This window comes from Mucilaginibacter sp., assembly GCF_035492695.1.
Taxonomy (GTDB): Bacteria; Bacteroidota; Bacteroidia; order Sphingobacteriales; family Sphingobacteriaceae; genus Mucilaginibacter.
The window spans coordinates 206,777-223,640 of the sequence record NZ_DATJJC010000027.1; the positions used below are offsets into that span (position 1 = coordinate 206,777).

Annotated in this window: 17 protein-coding genes; 7 read left to right on the forward strand and 10 right to left on the reverse strand. The window is 45.1% G+C overall.

Annotated features, from left to right (window positions below; genetic code table 11):
- Positions 1-103: 103 nt before the first annotated feature.
- From VL525_RS17285 to VL525_RS17295, 3 genes are all read right to left on the reverse strand, one after another.
- Positions 104-394, reverse strand: coding sequence for a helix-turn-helix domain-containing protein (locus tag VL525_RS17285; RefSeq protein WP_325388286.1), 291 nt, complete (start codon positions 392-394; stop codon positions 104-106).
- A gap of 81 nt (positions 395-475) precedes the next feature.
- Positions 476-1,324: a hypothetical protein gene (locus VL525_RS17290; protein ID WP_325388287.1), complete on the reverse strand. Its 849-nt coding sequence runs from the start codon at positions 1,322-1,324 to the stop codon at positions 476-478.
- Entirely contained in the window at positions 1,324-2,628 is a 1,305-nt protein-coding gene (locus VL525_RS17295) for a site-specific integrase (RefSeq protein ID WP_325388288.1), read from the reverse strand. Before VL525_RS17295 ends, VL525_RS17290 begins: the two co-directional genes overlap by 1 nt.
- Positions 2,629-2,918: 290 nt before the next feature.
- Between VL525_RS17295 and VL525_RS17300 the strand changes: the two genes are divergently transcribed.
- Positions 2,919-3,257: a zinc ribbon domain-containing protein YjdM gene (locus tag VL525_RS17300; protein WP_325388289.1), complete on the forward strand. Its 339-nt coding sequence runs from the start codon at positions 2,919-2,921 to the stop codon at positions 3,255-3,257.
- A 602-nt stretch (positions 3,258-3,859) separates the two neighbouring features.
- On the opposite strand, the gene VL525_RS17305 is transcribed toward VL525_RS17300, so the two are convergent.
- A complete protein-coding gene (locus tag VL525_RS17305) occupies positions 3,860-4,780 on the reverse strand; it encodes an NADP-dependent oxidoreductase (RefSeq protein ID WP_325388290.1) in 921 nt (306 codons plus the stop codon).
- A 333-nt stretch (positions 4,781-5,113) separates the two neighbouring features.
- Between VL525_RS17305 and VL525_RS17310 the strand changes: the two genes are divergently transcribed.
- The 6 genes from VL525_RS17310 to VL525_RS17335 all read left to right on the forward strand — a co-directional run bounded on the left by VL525_RS17310 (position 5,114) and on the right by VL525_RS17335 (position 10,177).
- The gene (locus VL525_RS17310) at positions 5,114-5,401 is read left to right on the forward strand and encodes a hypothetical protein (protein WP_325388291.1); all 288 of its coding nucleotides are present in this window, start codon (positions 5,114-5,116) and stop codon (positions 5,399-5,401) included.
- 123 nt (positions 5,402-5,524) lie between these two features.
- Positions 5,525-6,115 carry a TetR/AcrR family transcriptional regulator gene (locus VL525_RS17315; protein ID WP_325388292.1) on the forward strand — a complete coding sequence of 197 codons (591 nt, stop codon included), beginning with the start codon at positions 5,525-5,527 and terminating at the stop codon, positions 6,113-6,115.
- A gap of 126 nt (positions 6,116-6,241) precedes the next feature.
- Positions 6,242-7,054: an SDR family NAD(P)-dependent oxidoreductase gene (locus VL525_RS17320; protein WP_325388293.1), complete on the forward strand. Its 813-nt coding sequence runs from the start codon at positions 6,242-6,244 to the stop codon at positions 7,052-7,054.
- Positions 7,055-7,065: 11 nt separating this feature from the next.
- Positions 7,066-8,067 carry an NADP-dependent oxidoreductase gene (locus VL525_RS17325; protein WP_325388294.1) on the forward strand — a complete coding sequence of 334 codons (1,002 nt, stop codon included), beginning with the start codon at positions 7,066-7,068 and terminating at the stop codon, positions 8,065-8,067.
- A gap of 296 nt (positions 8,068-8,363) precedes the next feature.
- Complete coding sequence (locus VL525_RS17330) at positions 8,364-9,476, forward strand: sensor histidine kinase (protein ID WP_325388295.1); 1,113 nt, start codon at positions 8,364-8,366, stop codon at positions 9,474-9,476.
- Positions 9,473-10,177: a LytTR family DNA-binding domain-containing protein gene (locus VL525_RS17335; RefSeq protein ID WP_325388296.1), complete on the forward strand. Its 705-nt coding sequence runs from the start codon at positions 9,473-9,475 to the stop codon at positions 10,175-10,177. Before VL525_RS17330 ends, VL525_RS17335 begins: the two co-directional genes overlap by 4 nt.
- Here VL525_RS17335 and VL525_RS17340 read toward each other — a convergent pair.
- The 6 genes from VL525_RS17340 to VL525_RS17365 form a co-directional block, all read right to left on the reverse strand.
- Positions 10,158-10,991 carry a type II CAAX endopeptidase family protein gene (locus tag VL525_RS17340; RefSeq protein WP_325388297.1) on the reverse strand — a complete coding sequence of 278 codons (834 nt, stop codon included), beginning with the start codon at positions 10,989-10,991 and terminating at the stop codon, positions 10,158-10,160. The genes VL525_RS17335 and VL525_RS17340 overlap by 20 nt on opposite strands.
- Positions 10,992-10,996: 5 nt before the next feature.
- A complete protein-coding gene (locus tag VL525_RS17345) occupies positions 10,997-11,824 on the reverse strand; it encodes a type II CAAX endopeptidase family protein (protein ID WP_325388298.1) in 828 nt (275 codons plus the stop codon).
- A gap of 172 nt (positions 11,825-11,996) precedes the next feature.
- Positions 11,997-13,370: an aspartate kinase gene (locus VL525_RS17350; protein ID WP_325388299.1), complete on the reverse strand. Its 1,374-nt coding sequence runs from the start codon at positions 13,368-13,370 to the stop codon at positions 11,997-11,999.
- 105 nt (positions 13,371-13,475) lie between these two features.
- Complete coding sequence (locus VL525_RS17355) at positions 13,476-14,561, reverse strand: bile acid:sodium symporter family protein (RefSeq protein ID WP_325388300.1); 1,086 nt, start codon at positions 14,559-14,561, stop codon at positions 13,476-13,478.
- 24 nt (positions 14,562-14,585) lie between these two features.
- Positions 14,586-15,518: an RraA family protein gene (locus tag VL525_RS17360; RefSeq protein ID WP_325388301.1), complete on the reverse strand. Its 933-nt coding sequence runs from the start codon at positions 15,516-15,518 to the stop codon at positions 14,586-14,588.
- Between the two features lie 29 nt (positions 15,519-15,547).
- Complete coding sequence (locus VL525_RS17365) at positions 15,548-16,840, reverse strand: amidohydrolase/deacetylase family metallohydrolase (RefSeq protein ID WP_325388302.1); 1,293 nt, start codon at positions 16,838-16,840, stop codon at positions 15,548-15,550.
- Between the last annotated feature and the right edge of the window lie 24 nt (positions 16,841-16,864).

Consider the following 16,864-nt stretch of genomic DNA (forward strand, 5'->3'; position numbering starts at 1 on the left):
TTGATTATCTTTGATTTCTGGGGTCAAAAAATCATCAGGGCTGAAAATTTGGTTATCCATTTTTTGACCCTTTCTTTTTAGAATGTGAAGTCATGTCGGATTTCTATTTGCTTTTAATTCTGACTAAAGCAGCTTCAATATCTTTCAGTCTGTATCTCACCTTATAGCCCAAGCGGTACGCTACAATGAACCCATGTTTGGTATATTCATTTAATGTTGGCAAAGAAATATCCAACAATTGCGCTGTTTCCTGCCGGGTGTAAATCGTTTTTTCAGGTTTTGAATTTGAGATTACTTTATACATTTCAGATCGCACAGATTCCGAAATACAATCAACTAAGAGCGTTTTAAACTCTGTAGGCTCATAGGTCGTGGTGAATGTTTGAGTTGCCATTGTCTTGTTTTAATTTTAACAAGACAAAGAAAACTAAACCCGTCACGGGGGAAAAACGGGGGACTGACAAAGTGACAAAACTTAGTTGGTTTTATCCTTTAACCTTTTAAGATCAATATCAAATTGGGCAAGGAATTTCTTAACCTCTTTTATTCCAGGGGCAGTAGTAATTTTATCCTTGCCGGTTGAATCTATACCGGATATATGTTTTCTGATAGTATCGTTCTTCTCGGGTTGTCCGATGATATGGGCAACCAAAGTCGCTAAATCTGTACTGTTTCTTAAGTTTTGCTGAGGATGAAAATACTCTCTTTTCAAATAATCAATTATCCCTAACTCATATAGTACTAATGTTTTATGGGAAAGAGTATCGGAAAATTTACCTAGTTCAGTAAGGTTCATACTTTCTGGCTCGTTTAAATGCAAATTCTCCTGTTCGAGAATAAATGATTGTAATTCCAAATAGCTATCGAAGCAATCTTTAGTTTGTGTCAAACAGGTATGAAATATCAAGTATTTAGCACGTTCCTCTATACTTAAATTTTCAAAATCATCACGCCCTAAATCAAAAGTCACCCTTTTTAAATCATTAACATGATAGTCTGCCGTGAAGAAACTATCATCTAACTTATTTTTAATGTGAACAAAGTATTTTCTTAGTTCAAATTTATTCGAAGACTCAAGTAGATTATCTTCGATTTCTATTATTACCTCCTTTTTCAGATTTGAAAAACCCACGGGATGATTTATTCCTGATAATGAAAACTTCATCATTTTTTTTATATGAACATCGAGAACGTTCGGATATTCCAAAAATTGATCGTGCCATAATTTATAAGTGATTTGATTTTTTATTTGAGCGAAGCCAAAAGTGGGAATGTCATTTCTTTTTTTGCAGAATAATTCCAGTTTCTCAGTTTTGCGAACCATTACACAGCTTTCAATAAAGGTTCATTCCAGTGTTTTTTTAGCTTTTCAGCATGTTCTTTTGGTGTTACCCGTATATACTTCATAAATGAGCTTTCGGTGGTATGGCCTGTTATAGCCATTATACTGATAGTTGGGAAATTATCTAAATACATATTAGTAGCAAAACTTCTACGGGCAGTATGGCTCGATATAAGCGAATGTTTTGAGACGGTTGATAGAACCTCTTTCCCGGCCTTTGTAAACTGCAATGCGATCAATTCGTTAAATTCTGCCTTTTTAGCTACGTCCTTTAAGTACTCATTCATTTTTTGATTGCTGATTGTTGGAGGCAAACTATTTTCAGTTAAACCTTTGTACTTTTTCATTATTTCCCGAACATATTTATGAATAGGGACAATAACAGTTTTTTTTGTTTTTTGAGTTTTAACCTCTATAAAATCGCCTTTAATGTTTTTAGGGCTTATATCATTGAAATCAGAAAATCTTAATCCAGTCCAACAACCAACAATAAATAAATCCCTCACACGCTCTAAACGGGTTTCTTTTGACAAATCAAGTTCAAATAGTCTTTTCAGTTCCGCTTTATCTAAATAGACTGTTTCTGTTTGTTCAGTTTTTGCCTTATACCTTTTACCTGTAAAAGCGATTTTTGTCAATTCTCTTTCAACTGCATCATTCATTATTGATTTGAGTACACGGATATGTTTAGAAAGTGTGTTTGTAGCATATTTCTTTTCAAAAGTCATATAGTCCTTATAATCTTCGAAAAACGCTAAATCAATATTTTCAAAACTTAGATTATACCGCTTTTCTTTTTTAAACGCTTCGAGGTTATTTTTAAGAGTATTGTAAATCTTGATAGTATTAGGCTGTATCGGTGTACCCTTATCACTTAACCGTTTTCCGGTTTCACATTCTTTAATGAATAGTTCGACAAAGCTTAATAAGTTGTAAGTCACTATTTCCGGCCGTTCCTGGCCTTTGTTTTTATCTGCAAGCAACTTGTCCTTAATTAACTCTTTTAAATGATCTGGCGTAGGCTGCTGCTGTTCATTATCATTCAAGTAAGAACGATAAACATCTAATGCAATGTTCGTTTTATTTTGCAAGGCTGTATTAAATTCCGGGTAGGTGGGGAAAGCCTTTGTTTGCTTTGCCTTTTGATTTTCACTATCCCAAAATTTTGTATTAATCTTATCGACCGTACCAATCTTAAATCTGTTATTCCGAAAAGAGAAGAACATCATTACTGCCGTTACTTTGTTTGGAGTAGTTTCCCTTAGATAAAAATTAACCTCTGCCATGATCTTATTGATTATTAATCAAAGCTAACTGTTTTTTATCATGGGTACAAATTTGGGTACACTTTTTTTTACTTTGGTTTTATCTTGCTTAATTAGGCTTAATTAAAATGCCCTCTATTATACGTAAATGACCTTTAGTTTTAGGGGGCTTAATTGAAAGATACAGCTAGGTTCGAGTACAGCTGATACCACTCTTTAGAAGTCAAAAAACCTTCAGTCGTAAGTCTGAAGGTTTTTTTGTGATGGAAGCTAAGAGAGCCGTCACAAACGATATTGTCAAAAAAAAGTTTATGATAGAGCTTACTCCCTGCCCATTGTGTAAATCAGCTTTCACGTATGAAATGAATGGCCTGCTTGTGTGCCCCGAGTGTGGTCACGAATGGAGTCCGGAAGAAGATAATGGCGGCAAGGATGAGTTTGTTGTAAAAGACTGCAATGGCAATATTTTACAAAATGGCGATGCGGTCGTGATCATAAAAAATCTCCCGGTAAAAGGTTCATCCCAAAGCATAAAGGCCGGCACTAAGGTCAAAAATATACGGCTGGTGGACAGCGACCATAACATTGACTGTAAGATAGATGGTTTCGGCGCTATGGCGCTCAAATCGGAGTTTGTAAAGAAAGCGTAAATACCGTTGTTTTTTGCTGTTTAGAAAGCCTTTAGCGTAAAACTGAAGGCTTTTTTGCCTGGCAGCCCGGCGCAAAAACTAAGTGTAAGAAAACATCTTAACTGTGTTCACGCAAACGCCGCTTGTCACCTGGACTTAAGCTTTAATAAGCTGGTAAACAGGCTGAATTTGGTTACACTAAGTACTAAAAATGGCCCGTTTTTTCACATTCCGTGAACACCGGTAAAATTAATCCCTCATTGCCAGTTAGTTAAGTATGGACCACTTTTGATAGGAAATATCCACCAACATTGCAGAAGTGCCACAGCAGCCCGGATAAGCCAATTTTAAACCCAAGCCGGCCCAAAATGTACCGTGTTTTAGCCCTTCGTGTATCGGTATTTTGGAATTTTTTGTGATTGGTTTGTTGGCTTAGTGTGTGTCGTTCTGGAAGCAGTTTACACTTCTTTTACTAATCCTGTATATAGTTACACTTGCGCGAGTGTATCGATACATTTCACGCTCCCGCTATCCGCCACTAATAACCATCCAGCAAAAAGACCCCGCACACCGGCCGGGCCTTTCTTTATCTTAAATTATTCGCGCCCTCAATAACCCGGCACTCACGGACGAACGTGAATGATCGTTTTTCCGCTGATCCGTTTGGTAGGATTGAATGTGGCAACAGCGTCGTCGAGGGTAGCGACGTTGCCGATGTTCGTCCGCAACCGCCCGTCCAGCAACCGCTGCACAAGCTCGCCCAGTTGGAGGCGATCAGCCTCGACAACGAAGTCGACCATTCGCCCGTTAGCAGGCTGTGGTGCATCGACCGGTCCGGCGATGGACACCAGCGCCCCCCCGGCGCGAATCAAACCCGCAGACCGCTTGCCGATGTCGCCACCAAAGACATCGAATACCAGGTCGACTCCGCCGACGTCTTCGAGGTTGTCATTCTCAAGGTCGATAAATTCCTGCGCACCAAAGTCGAGCGCTGCCTGGCGATGGGCGGCGCGCCCGGTACCGATGACGTAGGCGCCAGCCCCGTATGCAAGCTGGACCGCCATCGAACCCACAATGCCGGCCGCACCGTGCACCAATACTCGCTGTCCCGCGCGAAGATGACCATGGTCAAACAGTCCCTGCCACGCGGTCAGTCCCGGCATCACAATGGCCGCGCCCACCGTAAAGTCAACATCGGCCGGCAGCGGTGCAAGGTTGCGCGCCTCGACGGCCACATACTCTGCCAGCGTGCCGTCGCGGTACCAGTCCGTGAGGCCGAGCACCTGCTGCCCCACCGACAGCCCCGTGGTTCCATAACCAAGCGCTGTGACCACGCCGGCCAGTTCGTGCCCGGGGATCGACGGTGTCCGGTCGCGGCCCGTGCGATCGACCCAGGTCGAAGGCCACGACAGCTCATCCCCTGTTATTGCCGATGCATAAACCTGAACGATAACATCATTTATCGCCGCTTGCGGTTCCGGCCGCTCCACAAGCTTCATTCCGGCTGTTCCCGCAGCCTGGTCTGTTACAACTACCGCTTTCATAAACTACCTCCTTTTTTTCCCACCAGCAAACATTTGCTTCCTGAAGTGATATTGCCATATATTATAGTGTACAATCTTGTTTTCAGCATGTTTTAAATATTAAATTCTTGTGATCCCGGGGCAAAACTAATTTCCAGCCTGGTTATTTTAGTGGGCCAATTTTAAAATACAAAGGGGTCCAGTTACGAGCAATAAAATTCCCCGTATCTTACTCCTGCTTCCCCAAGGGGCCGTACGTGCGGCAAAAAAAGAAAATACTTTTCCGTTCGATTTACAAACTTCGACCAATTGGAATGATAAATTTGCAATGTCTGTTTAAAAAATTCAAATAAATTGAAAACGCTAACCGAATTCAAAGCATCATTGAACCAGGAACAGCCACCGGGCGAACTTTCGGCCCGGCTGAAGAGCTTATGGTATGATGGTAAAGGCGACTGGCACCGGGCCCACGCGCAGGTCGACCATCTGGACGACCGTGAGTCGGCATGGGTGCATGCTTACCTGCATCGGAAAGAAGGCGATATTGGCAATGCTGATTACTGGTATAGCAAAGCCCGGCAAACCCGCCCCAACCTGTCGCTTGAAGAAGAATGGGAGCGGTTGGTGTTGCTGTTCCTTTGATCATCAAACTCTCCGATAAACCTTATAATGAATATCATCTTCAGGTCATAAACAGCGAAAAATGTTAATTTTAATTTAAAAATAGACTTTTTAGTATATTTTTGCATCGTTAATTCACATAAAATGCTAACGAAGGCAGAAAGAACAAAACAATTTATCCTGGAAACAGCGGCCCCTATTTTTAATCAAAAAGGGATATCAGGCGCTAATATAGATGATGTGCTTGATGCCGCAAAACTGACTAAAGGATGCCTTTACGGCCATTTTGAAAGTAAGGAAGACCTGGCCCTGCAGGTTGTTAACCACATGCTGAATAATAACGGCGAAAAAATGTTACTAACCATAAGCAAGGGTAAAACAGCGAAGGCCAAGGTATTTGCCTTTCTCGATTTTTATAAAGATCCCTTGAATACTTACCTTAAAGGCGGATGTCCTGTATTTAATATCGCGGTGGAGTCTGATGATAACTTTCCGGCAATTAAGGAGAAGATAGCGGGTGTCATTCGCCATGGCCAGGAATTGTTTGTTAGTATTTTAAATCAGGGCATTGAGAACGGTGAGTTTTCTGACAGGCTCGATCCTGCCATTTATGCGTTTAAAGCGGTATCCGCTGTTGAAGGCGCTGTTGTGATGTGCAGGGCGATGAATACAGCAAAACCAATGGCGGGTTTACTCAGGAGCCTTAAAGCAGAGTTAGAAAGCTATGCGATATGATTTTTTTCATATAAAATATACTAAAAAGTCTTTTTAATACACGTAAATAAAAGCAAATCACAAGTAAATCATATTAAATGAAAGCAAAAAATCGCAGTAGAATATACCAAAAAGTCTAAAAAAATCATGGAATTAAAAGGAAAAACAGTATTAGTCACAGGCGCCTCATCGGGCATCGGGCTGCTTGTCGCCGGCAAGCTCCACGAAAATGGCTACCACGTAATAGGCACAAGCCGTAATCCGGAAAAATACCAGGCGAAACTGCCATTTAAGTTACTGTCATTGGATCTGAATGATGACCATTCTATTGCATCGTTTGGTAAGCAACTATTCACTGAGATCAAAACTTTAGATGTGCTGATCAACAACGCAGGTTACTTAGTAAACGGGCTTGCCGAAGAAACCCCTATTGCGTTAGGCAAGCAGCAATTTGAGACCAACTTTTGGGGAACGATCAAAATAACTAATGAGTTGCTGCCTTACTTCAGGAAACAAAAACACGGAAAAATAATAACGCTTGGTTCCCTGCTGGGTTTAGTGAGTCTTCCAAATACTTCCTACTATTCGGCTTGCAAGCATGCCCTCGAAGGTTATTTCAAATCCCTTCGGTTTGAATTGAACCAGTTTAACATCAAGGTGGTTATGGTTGAGCCGATGAGTTTCAAAACCAATATCGGCGAAAGTGCAACTGTAGCGAAAGGAACGATCGCAGATTATAATCAGTTCAGGCAAAAGGTCATCGCATATACCCAAAGTGCATTTGATAAGGCCCCCGAACCTGCACCGGTTGTCGCTGCTGTATTACGAGCAGTAAAGGAGAAAAATCCAACATTCGGTTACCCGGTCGGGAAAGGGTCATCAATCATACTCCTTCTTCAACATTTCGCCTATAAGGTGTTCGAGAAATCCATTCTGAAATCTGTTAACGCTTCAAAATAGAATTAAAAAAAATGAAAGCATTTATTATAGACAACTATAAAAGCAAAGATGGCGAACGCATCGGGCAAATGCCTGTTCCGAAACCACAGGCAGACGAAGTACTGGTTGAAGTACACGCTGCCGGTATAAACCTCCTGGATTCCAAAATCAGAAACGGGGAGTTTAAACTCATATTGCCGTACAAAACACCATTCGTTTTGGGTCATGACGTGGCGGGTGTTGTAACCAGGGTTGGAGCCCGGGTGCAACAATTTAAAGTTGGAGACGAGGTTTATGCACGGCCGGCAGATCATCACATTGGAACGTTCGCGGAATTCATTGCTGTCAAACAAGCCGATGTAGCGCTTAAACCGAAAGAGCTGAGCATGGAAGAAGCGGCATCCATCCCGCTGGTAGGTCTAACAGCCTGGCAGGCTCTGGTAGAAAATGGGAACCTGAAGAAAGGGCAAAAAGTTTTCATACAGGCCGGCTCGGGCGGTGTAGGCACATTTGCTATTCAACTGGCTAAACATCTCGGTGCTACCGTGGCTACAACTACAAGCGCAGGAAATATGGAGTTGGTGAAAGGCCTCGGCGCAGATGTTGTTATAGACTACAAGAATGATGACTTTGAAAAAGTGCTGCACGGATACGACATGGTTTTGAATAGCCAGGACGGAAAGACCCTGGAAAAATCGCTGCGTGTATTAAAGCCCGGTGGGAAGCTTATATCGATCTCCGGTCCGCCCGATCCAGACTTTGCGAAAGAAATTGGCGCACCATGGTTTGTAAAATTGATCATGCGCCTTTTGAGTTCCGGAGTAAGAAAAAAAGCAAAACGGCTTAATGTGGGCTTCTCCTTTCTTTTTATGAGAGCAAACGGAGACCAGTTAAAGGAAATTACCGCTCTTATAAATTCCGGCATCATAAAACCAGTTATGGACAAAGTTTTCCCGTTCGAATCGATCAGGGAAGCGATAACCTATGTTGAAAGCGGCCGTGCTAAAGGAAAAGTAGTAGTTAAAATGAAATAAAATGGTCATGCTGTCAGAAATTTTTACGCTGCCGCCGCAAGGGTTCGCCCTTGTGGCCCGCATGCTATTTCGCCCTACCAACCACTGACACCGAACCAACCTCACCCAAAGGTCCTTAAACAGAGACCAAATACATGCCCGGCTCAGCCCGCATCAAAAACTTGTTTTCCACGGGTAACCGTCAGAAGAGCTTAAGTTAACCCGTCCCCGCAGCTCTCACGAACCCGTTTGCAGGTATTTTTAATGTATTCGTCGTTTTTTATTGCCCTGATTGATATAAAATGGCAAATTTACCTATGCCAGTAATCACGGTAGCCAATTTGCTATATCCCCGCAAACCCCTTCGTATTGCGCTCCATGCAATTTTTTGGGCCTTGCTTTTCGGCATCAAGTGGTACCTTACCCTTATCACGTTTAATGTTTACGGTGGTTTCCCAACCGGTATTGTGGCCTTGCTTAATTTATTAAATACCGGCCTGGTGGCGGTGTGTTATTATGTGTTGGTATACGTCATCTGGCAACAGGTGTACAGCAAGCGTCGGTATTTCAAAGGCGGTGTCATGCTCGCGGCCATGCTGATATTATATACCCTGGCCGATGCGCTTACAGAAAGACTGGTTTTGAACACCTGCCCCGATTGCATGATCCTGTTAAAGCAGCGCCAGGCCGGTTATTACTCCCTGGTCCGGTCGGACATCATCAATATCGTACTCAAGCGCCTGTTGAGCCTTGGCACACCCTTTTCGCTGATACTGACCCTGTTTATACCCTTATGCCTGAAAACCACGCTGAATGCTTATCGCAGCAGTGTCGACAGCCTAAAGCTGGCTAAGGAAAACATACAGTTGGAATTCAATTTTTTAAAGGCACAGCTAAATCCGCACTTTTTATTCAATACGATGAATAACATTTACGGGCTGATCATAAAAGGTGATCGCGACCGCTCCGCCGACCTCGTTTCGCGCCTGTCGGGGTTGCTTCGTTATATTTTGTACGATTCGGCCGGCGACAGCGCCCCGCTTGCTAAAGAAATAAAACTGCTGAACGATTATATCGAGCTGGAAAAAGTAAGGCTGAACTTTACCGGCGTTGTCTTCAATTGCCATACTGACGATGCTGATTATGAAATAGCGCCGTTGCTGCTGATACCGCTTGTTGAGAATGCATTCAAATTCAGTGCCGACGAGCCGGGGTCGTTTATCAGTATATTTTTGGATGTGATCAATGGCCGGCTGCGTTTCACCATCGATAACAATATTGACGCCGCACGTACAAGATCCGATCCGGGCGGCATTGGTTTAAATAATCTTCAAAAAAGACTGGCGCTTCATTATCCGCAGAAATTTTGGTACGAGACCTCGGAATACGAGGGCGCGTATTCCGTAAATTTAACAATACAATTGACATGAAAATAAAATGCCTGGTGGTTGATGACGAGCCCATAGCCAGGGACATCCTGGAAACTTATATCGGGCGTATCCCGGAGATCAGCCTTGTAAAAAGCTGCATGAATGCGGCCGAAGCTTATGACGTATTGCACGAATATCCGATAGACCTGGTTTTCCTGGATATTCAAATGCCGGTTATCAGCGGCATCGATTTTCTGCGTTCGCTGCAAAAACCGCCGCTGGTTGTGTTTACTACCGCTTATTCACAGTATGCAGTCGAAGGGTTTGAACTCAATGCCGTCGATTACCTGGTGAAACCGGTTGTTTTCGGGCGCTTTCAGCTTGCAGTACAGAAAGTACTTGAGCGCATAGCCGGCAACACACAGGCAACTGCATTGAATAAGACACCTCCTGACTATATTTTTATCAGGCAGGGCAGCAAACTGGTACGGGTAAATCACAGCGGGATCAGCTACATCCAGGCCGAACGCGACTTTTGCTCGGTATACCTCCCGGACAATAAGCGGTTATTGGCCAGCCTGCACCTGAAAATACTGGAAGACATGTTGCCGAAGGACAAATTCCTCAGGGTGCACCGCTCTTATATTGTCAATATGGAAAAGATACAAGCCGTCAAAGGAAACACACTGGAACTGAACAACGCCGAAATTCCTGTAGGAGCCAATTACCGCGAGGAACTTTTTAAGCAGCTTCATCTTTAGCCGCTGGTGAATCAGGTATATTCTTACCATAAAATAAGTGAAAACCAAACAGGCCTAAAGCCATTACCAGGGCAAAGGCGGCCAGCCCGATATACGGTGTACCATTATTATGCGCGTCGCCCGACAGTACCCGCCAAATACCCGGCATGCCTTTAAAACCGAGCATCCACTGCCCAAAGTTCCACGCACTGTGAATGCCCAGCGGCAGGGCCAGTCCCCTGGTCTTCAACGCTGCATAGCCAAACAACAAACCGCCCATTCCCGAACCCACTATAGCAGTTATCAAAGGTTCGCCTGCCGCAATGTGTTCCAAAATGAATAGTATCGTAATAATGGCCAGTGCGCAAACAGGACCCACCGACACCCTCAGATCGGTTAATGCGTACGACCGGAATACTAATTCCTCCCGCAATGCAGCCAGCAAAAATAGTATGATGAACAACATTACCCTGATAATTGCCTGGTGGGGAATCAGCGCCAAATGAACCTGACCGAAACTTATAAGGATAAGGGCCTGCCCGGCAGCCATGCTTAATCCAACCAGGTAACCGCAAAAAAACCGGGCGGCAGTTGCCTTGCCCGGTATTACGCCTGTTGATCTCAGCGTGATCTTTCCCATGCGGGCAAACAGAACGATCAGCAGTAAAGTTGCCGGGACAGCCAAAACAAAGGACAAATGGTCCTTAATACCGGTTGTTATATGGTTTGTAAAAGCAGTAGCTGCGATAAATGACAAACTGCACAGGATATAGAATAATAATACCCTTCCCACGGTGGTGATCTGGCCTGGCCGGAAATGCTTTTTATTGACCATAACGCTTAATTATTTATATCGCTTCCTCGCGATGCGATCGCCCCCCGGGCTGCGCCGGTATTATTGAAACTTGTGAATGCCAGGCAAATGATGGCAGCGATTACAATCATAAGATAAGGCAATAAAATAACGGACGAACCGTAGCTTACCTGGTTGCCTGTAACCAGGATCAGTGCTTTTCCATCGGCAGATGAAGTGCGCGGTATAAGGGCCTGGGCAAAGTTCCAACCCAAATGTATTCCGGCAGGTAACATCAGGTTCCTTGTTTTGATAAATGCGAGGCCGAACAATAACGAACCTAATCCCGTTGTCAGCATAACCGTGGCAATATCCTGCAACTGCATGGAACTATTTATATGCATCAAACCAAATGGCAGCGCGATCGCTAACTGTGCCGTCCATGGTCCGTACTCCTTTAGCAACACCTGGAACGGATACCCCCGAAATACAAACTCCTGTATATACGCAGAGCACAGGCACATAACAAACGTCATCAATACGTATACAGCATCGATGGTATTGTTGAAATGCCAGTTTGCCTTAGTAACCGCAAGCGTAATGGCAGCCGTTATAACAAGCATTATAACACCCGCAACGAGGCCCGAAAAAAGCTGTTTCCATTGGCCCGTATTTTTAGGGTAGTATCCAAGCGATGAGAGTTTTAAATGATCGTAGCGAAGTAAAATCCAGCTGATGGCCAGCGATACCGCGAAGAAGAAGAAAAGGCCGTTTAGTGACGGTACGACACCCGCTGTAATGGTAGCCAGCCACATGATCAAAAAGTAGACAAGCACTTTTGCCCAGGCAGGAAATGTTTGAATTAACGTATTCATAATGCTCTTTTTTTCAAAGAGCGCTAAAAGCCGGGTATTAAAAAAGAAAGATCGACGAGCAGCGGGTTATTTGCTGCAAAAGCGCCCGTGGCACTAACGAACGATATTTAGCGGTAAAATGAGCATTTGCTGGCGATGCCAGAAGCGCAAAAAGAAAACTGCAAACTTCCGCCTACCCTACCGCCTTATTCAGCGCTATAATGGCGTTTTTGAATTGTTCGCGGGCTACCAGGAACTGGATATTCACTTTTCCCCTTGCAAAACCGCCGCTTATGATGTTGATCTCCGCCTTCGCCAGCGCTGTCGCAGCTTTCGCCAACAATCCAGGCTGATCCATATTGGTACCCAATAGGCATACCATGGCGACAGGCTCGGTTGTTACTTTCTCAAACTTCAGTTCCAGGTCGTCAATTAATTCAGGTTTAAAGTCACTTTCCCATATTACAATAGTAATGCTGTTGGCGCTGGTTACCTTAAAGGTATAGCTGATATTGTGCGCATAAAAAAGCTGCATTATCTGCAGGTCGCTGCCCACGTTGCCTGTCATACGCGGATCGTAGATATCGATAAGCAATAGCTGCGCCGTACCGGTAATAACTTCCACCCGCTTTACTTTGGATATGTAGTCGCGGGTTATCAGCGTACCGGGATGGCCGGGCTCGAAAGTATTTTTTATCCGCAGGTGTATGCCGCCCATCTCCAGCGGCTTAGCTGCTTTAGGGTGAATGGCCTCCATACCCACGTCCGCCAGTTGGTCGGCAATATCATAATTGGTGTTACCAACCGGCTGCACGTTCTCTATACCAACCAGTGCCGGGTCGGCGGTCGATAGGTGGTATTCCTTATGGATGATGGCCTCCTGTGGTTTCAATATCTCCGCTATCTTGCTAAAGGTTACTTCCGAATAACCCCGATCGAACTCGCGCATAATACCCTCTGTGCCTTTGGCATACCCGGTGGCAATACAGATACAATTTTCCAGGTCCACGTCTTTAAAAGCGTCCGATATCCGCTCGCTTATCGTTAGCGGGCGGCGGTCATCAAAGCCGGCCAGGTCAATAAACTTAGCCGGCATACCGCGCTGCTGCAGTATACTTGCAAGCAGGTAGCCCGAATGCGTTTCCCCTATCGAAGCCAGTATCTCCCTCGCCGCCAGCAGGATACCCTCGTTCAGGTAGCCCGAAGCAAGCATGGTGGTGGCGCTTTCCAGGTAGGTTAGCGCCTTGGCGATATGCGCGCCAATAAATTCGTCCGCTTTTTTTGTATCGAGACCCAGGTGTGCGTACTGATGATTAAGTTCTACCAGGTGTGCCGTCATCCCGGCCACAGCTTCATGGTAATCTTCGCCATTGGCCAGTTTATGGTAAACGCCGGGAGCCTTGGTCTTTTTGTTCTCTAGCAGCCGGTTGGTCACACCCGAAAAAGCAGAAACCACAAATACCCGGTTACCTAATTGGTCGGCAGTACGGTTATAGCAAATGATATTATCGATCACTTCGGCAAGCGCACTCATCGACGTTCCGCCGATCTTTTCTACTGTAAGCATAATAGGTTATTCAAAAGGCCGAAAATATCAAATTTGGGGGAATAACGGAAAGCTCGCTGACCTATGTTGAATCTTTACCGGCGGACCTTGTCTTCATCCCAACTATTACCGTTCCTTAAGGGGCTTTCGGTGCCAGTAATTAGCCAGTAACGATCCGGTGATATTCATAAGCGGCCCGAATACCGCAGGCGCCAGCCCCACGGTGGCAATTTTACCCAATCCTTTTGCCAACCCCGACGCAAGTCCGGCGTTTTGCATCCCTACTTCTATGGCCATCGTCCGGCAATCGCGTTCGGGCATCCTGAACAGCCTTCCGGCCCAGTAACCCAGCGTATACCCCGATAAATTGTGGATCAGCATCAGCAGTATCAGCATAAAGCCGATGTTCAGCAAGCTGCTCCGGCCTGCGGCGGTAATGATTACGATGATCAGCGCAATACCGAACATAGACACCAGCGGCATCAATTTTTCCAGCCATAGCGCCCGTTTAAGCAGATACTTGTTGAACAGAATGCCCGCGCCGATAGGTATAATGACTATTTTTACAATATCCCACATCATACTCAACACATCGATCTTGATAAAAGCGCCGCCGAGGAGTTTCATCAGCAGCGGGGTAAAAATTGGCGCCAGCATGGTAGAAACAGCCGTTATGGTTATAGATAACGCCAGGTTTGCCTTGGCAAGATACGACATAACATTGGAAGCCATGCCATTCGGCGAACAACCGACCAGGATTATGCCGGCCGCTATCTCGGGCGGGAAACCGCTTAGTTTTGCCAGCGCAAAGCCAAGCAGCGGCATAATAATAAAATGACTGCCAACACCCACAAACACGCCCCTCGGCATTTTAATTACGCCTGCAAAGTCCTTAAGTCCCATCGAAGTGCCCATGCCGAACATGATGAGCTGCAAAAGCGGCGTAATAAGGGTTGAAAGCTTAAAGCCGTTTACAGTAATAAAATATTGCGGATAATATAAAGCAGTAGTTACCGCCGCAAAAATAACGACCGTATAGGAAAAGCCTTTTAACCGCACGGAGCCGCGAAAGGCGATAGACGACAGAACAAAAAAAGCGATAATAAAAGGGCCCGCGTTCGCAATCCCGTCCTGCCCGGTGCGGACGCAGGCTATAAGCAGGCAAAGTATCGCTAAACCTGCAATAACTTTGTAGATATCAATATTTTTCAATGGCTTTAATTTAGGTTGGTTTTATTACCAGGTGCGTTTTTCTGTAAATGCATCCAATTGCGCCCTCGTTATTCTTGGTTCCTTAGGGTTTTCATCAAGCCATTTCATAAAGGCATCCTTTAACTGGCTGGTCCATTGGCTATCAATTTCGCCCGGCGAAAACCTGCCCGATTTAAGCATGGCATGACTAAAATCATCGCGCACCGCAATAAACTCAGCTGTGGCGATGACCTTTTCGGCCAGGTGAGCAGGGATAAAAAGCACGCCCTCTTTTTCGGATATCACAAGATCGCCCGGTAAAACAATAGCATGGCCTATGCGAATGGGTGTATTAAGCCCCATTAATACCATTCCTTCAAGATAGGAAGGGTCAAAATCGCGCACAAAAGCGTTAAAACCGCGAATATCCTTTAAACCCGACAGGTCGCGCGCCGAGCCGTCAAAAATAACCCCGTTACCCGATTTGCTGAATATTGAATTCCCCAGGTTATCGCCTATCAGCGTTCCACCCCTTATCTTTCCAAAACCATCGGCTACATAAACGTCGCCTTTTGTCAAAACATCTATGGGCCACGAATTGGTATTCCCTTTACGCCCTTGTTTGGCGCCTCTTTCTTTAATGTTTTTTTCTATATCGGGCCTGCTTGGCATGTACATCGCCGTAACCACCCGGCCAACCACAGGTATGGTATCGTTAACCATCTTCCAGTCGCCTTCAAACTGGTTATTATAGCCCTCGTTCCGTAATACGGTCCACGCTTCTTCTATCCCTATCTTTTTTGCCCGTTCTATCAAAGCGTCGGGTATTTTTGGCCTCCCGTCCGGAAATCGTTCCCCTTTCCATTCGGACGTATAAAAGATCAGTTCATCCCTCGAAATGGTTTGCGCTTTAACAGCCCGGCAGCAGCATACGCCGGCTAGTAACGATAATAGTAAAATTTTGCAGTGTCTTCTCATGGTTTATAAAATGGTGCGAAGTAGCTAAGTTAATGGGTTTCTCCTTTTAAAGTTGCCTGTTTACTCAAGGCGACCTTTTTAGGCGGATAAACAGGCGATGCGATGCCATTAAGGTCGTATACTATTTTTCCGGCCCTTACGGTAAGTTCGCATTCCAGCTTTTTGCTGGCCTCTACCTTGTAACCTGTGTAGTCAAAAAGGCCGAATTTGCCATCGCGGATACTTAGCACGGCTATATCCGCATCGGCACCAACCGACAAATTACCCAGTTCCTCATGTTTTATTTCTTTCGCCGGATTTGATGTGCTGGCCTGTATCACGTCGTGCAGCGACATTCCCAATTGCAAAAATTTGGTCATACAGGTTAGCATATCCTTCATTGCATCGTTCATGCTGCCAACGTGGATATCGGTGCTGATGGAATTAGGAAAAAAACCTTCCTTAGTTGCCGGCAATGCCTGCGAATACGCGAAACTGATGCCCCCATAGCCGACATCAAAAATGATCCCACGTTTCCTGGCTTCATAAACAAAGGGCTTCACCTTGTTTGTTTGCAGGTCCACAATGTATTCTCTGCTGCCAAGCTGACCGAAACAGTGTGTAAAAATATCGCCGGGGCGCAGGTGTTTCATGAACAACTCCTCAATTGAAAGCGGGGGGTTACTTCCTCCAAAGTCGATCATAACCGGTATACCGCCTGCAAGGGTGCCTGCTTCCACAGCGCGGTCGGTAGGCGCCCAGTCGTGGCCCTCGTAATGGGCCAGCTTGATACCGACCACTATATCCTTATACCTCCGCGCAACCAGGGCGGTCATCTTAGGGTCCATGTCGTTCAGGTTCTGCTCGTATCCGCCGCGCATACCTTCGCCCACAATATTTAACAGCGCCAATATCCTGGTCTTCGAGACATCAATAGTTTGCGCTTTAAAGGTTGGGAACGTTCGCCAACCCGAACTGCCCGCGTCCACAACCGTAGTTACGCCGTTTCTCAAAGTAAAACCATCAGGCGATATCCCCAGGTTCCCGTCCTCGTACTGATGGTCGGGCTGTGTCCCATAAAAATCATGGGTATGGATATCTATCAATCCCGGGGTAACATACATGCCCTTTGCATCAACTACCTGTATCCCTTGCTTTGGGTCGATGTTTTTTTGCACAAGCGCTATTTTGCCGCCATCTACCGCCACATCCATCACAGCATCAATATCATTTTTGGGGTCGATAACATGACCTCCTTTGATCACGATATCATAGGATTGCGCCATACACGCCGGGCCAATCACCGCCGAAAGGGCCAGCAACAGAAAAATATTCTTCAGCATTTTAGGTCTATAATTAATTTACAG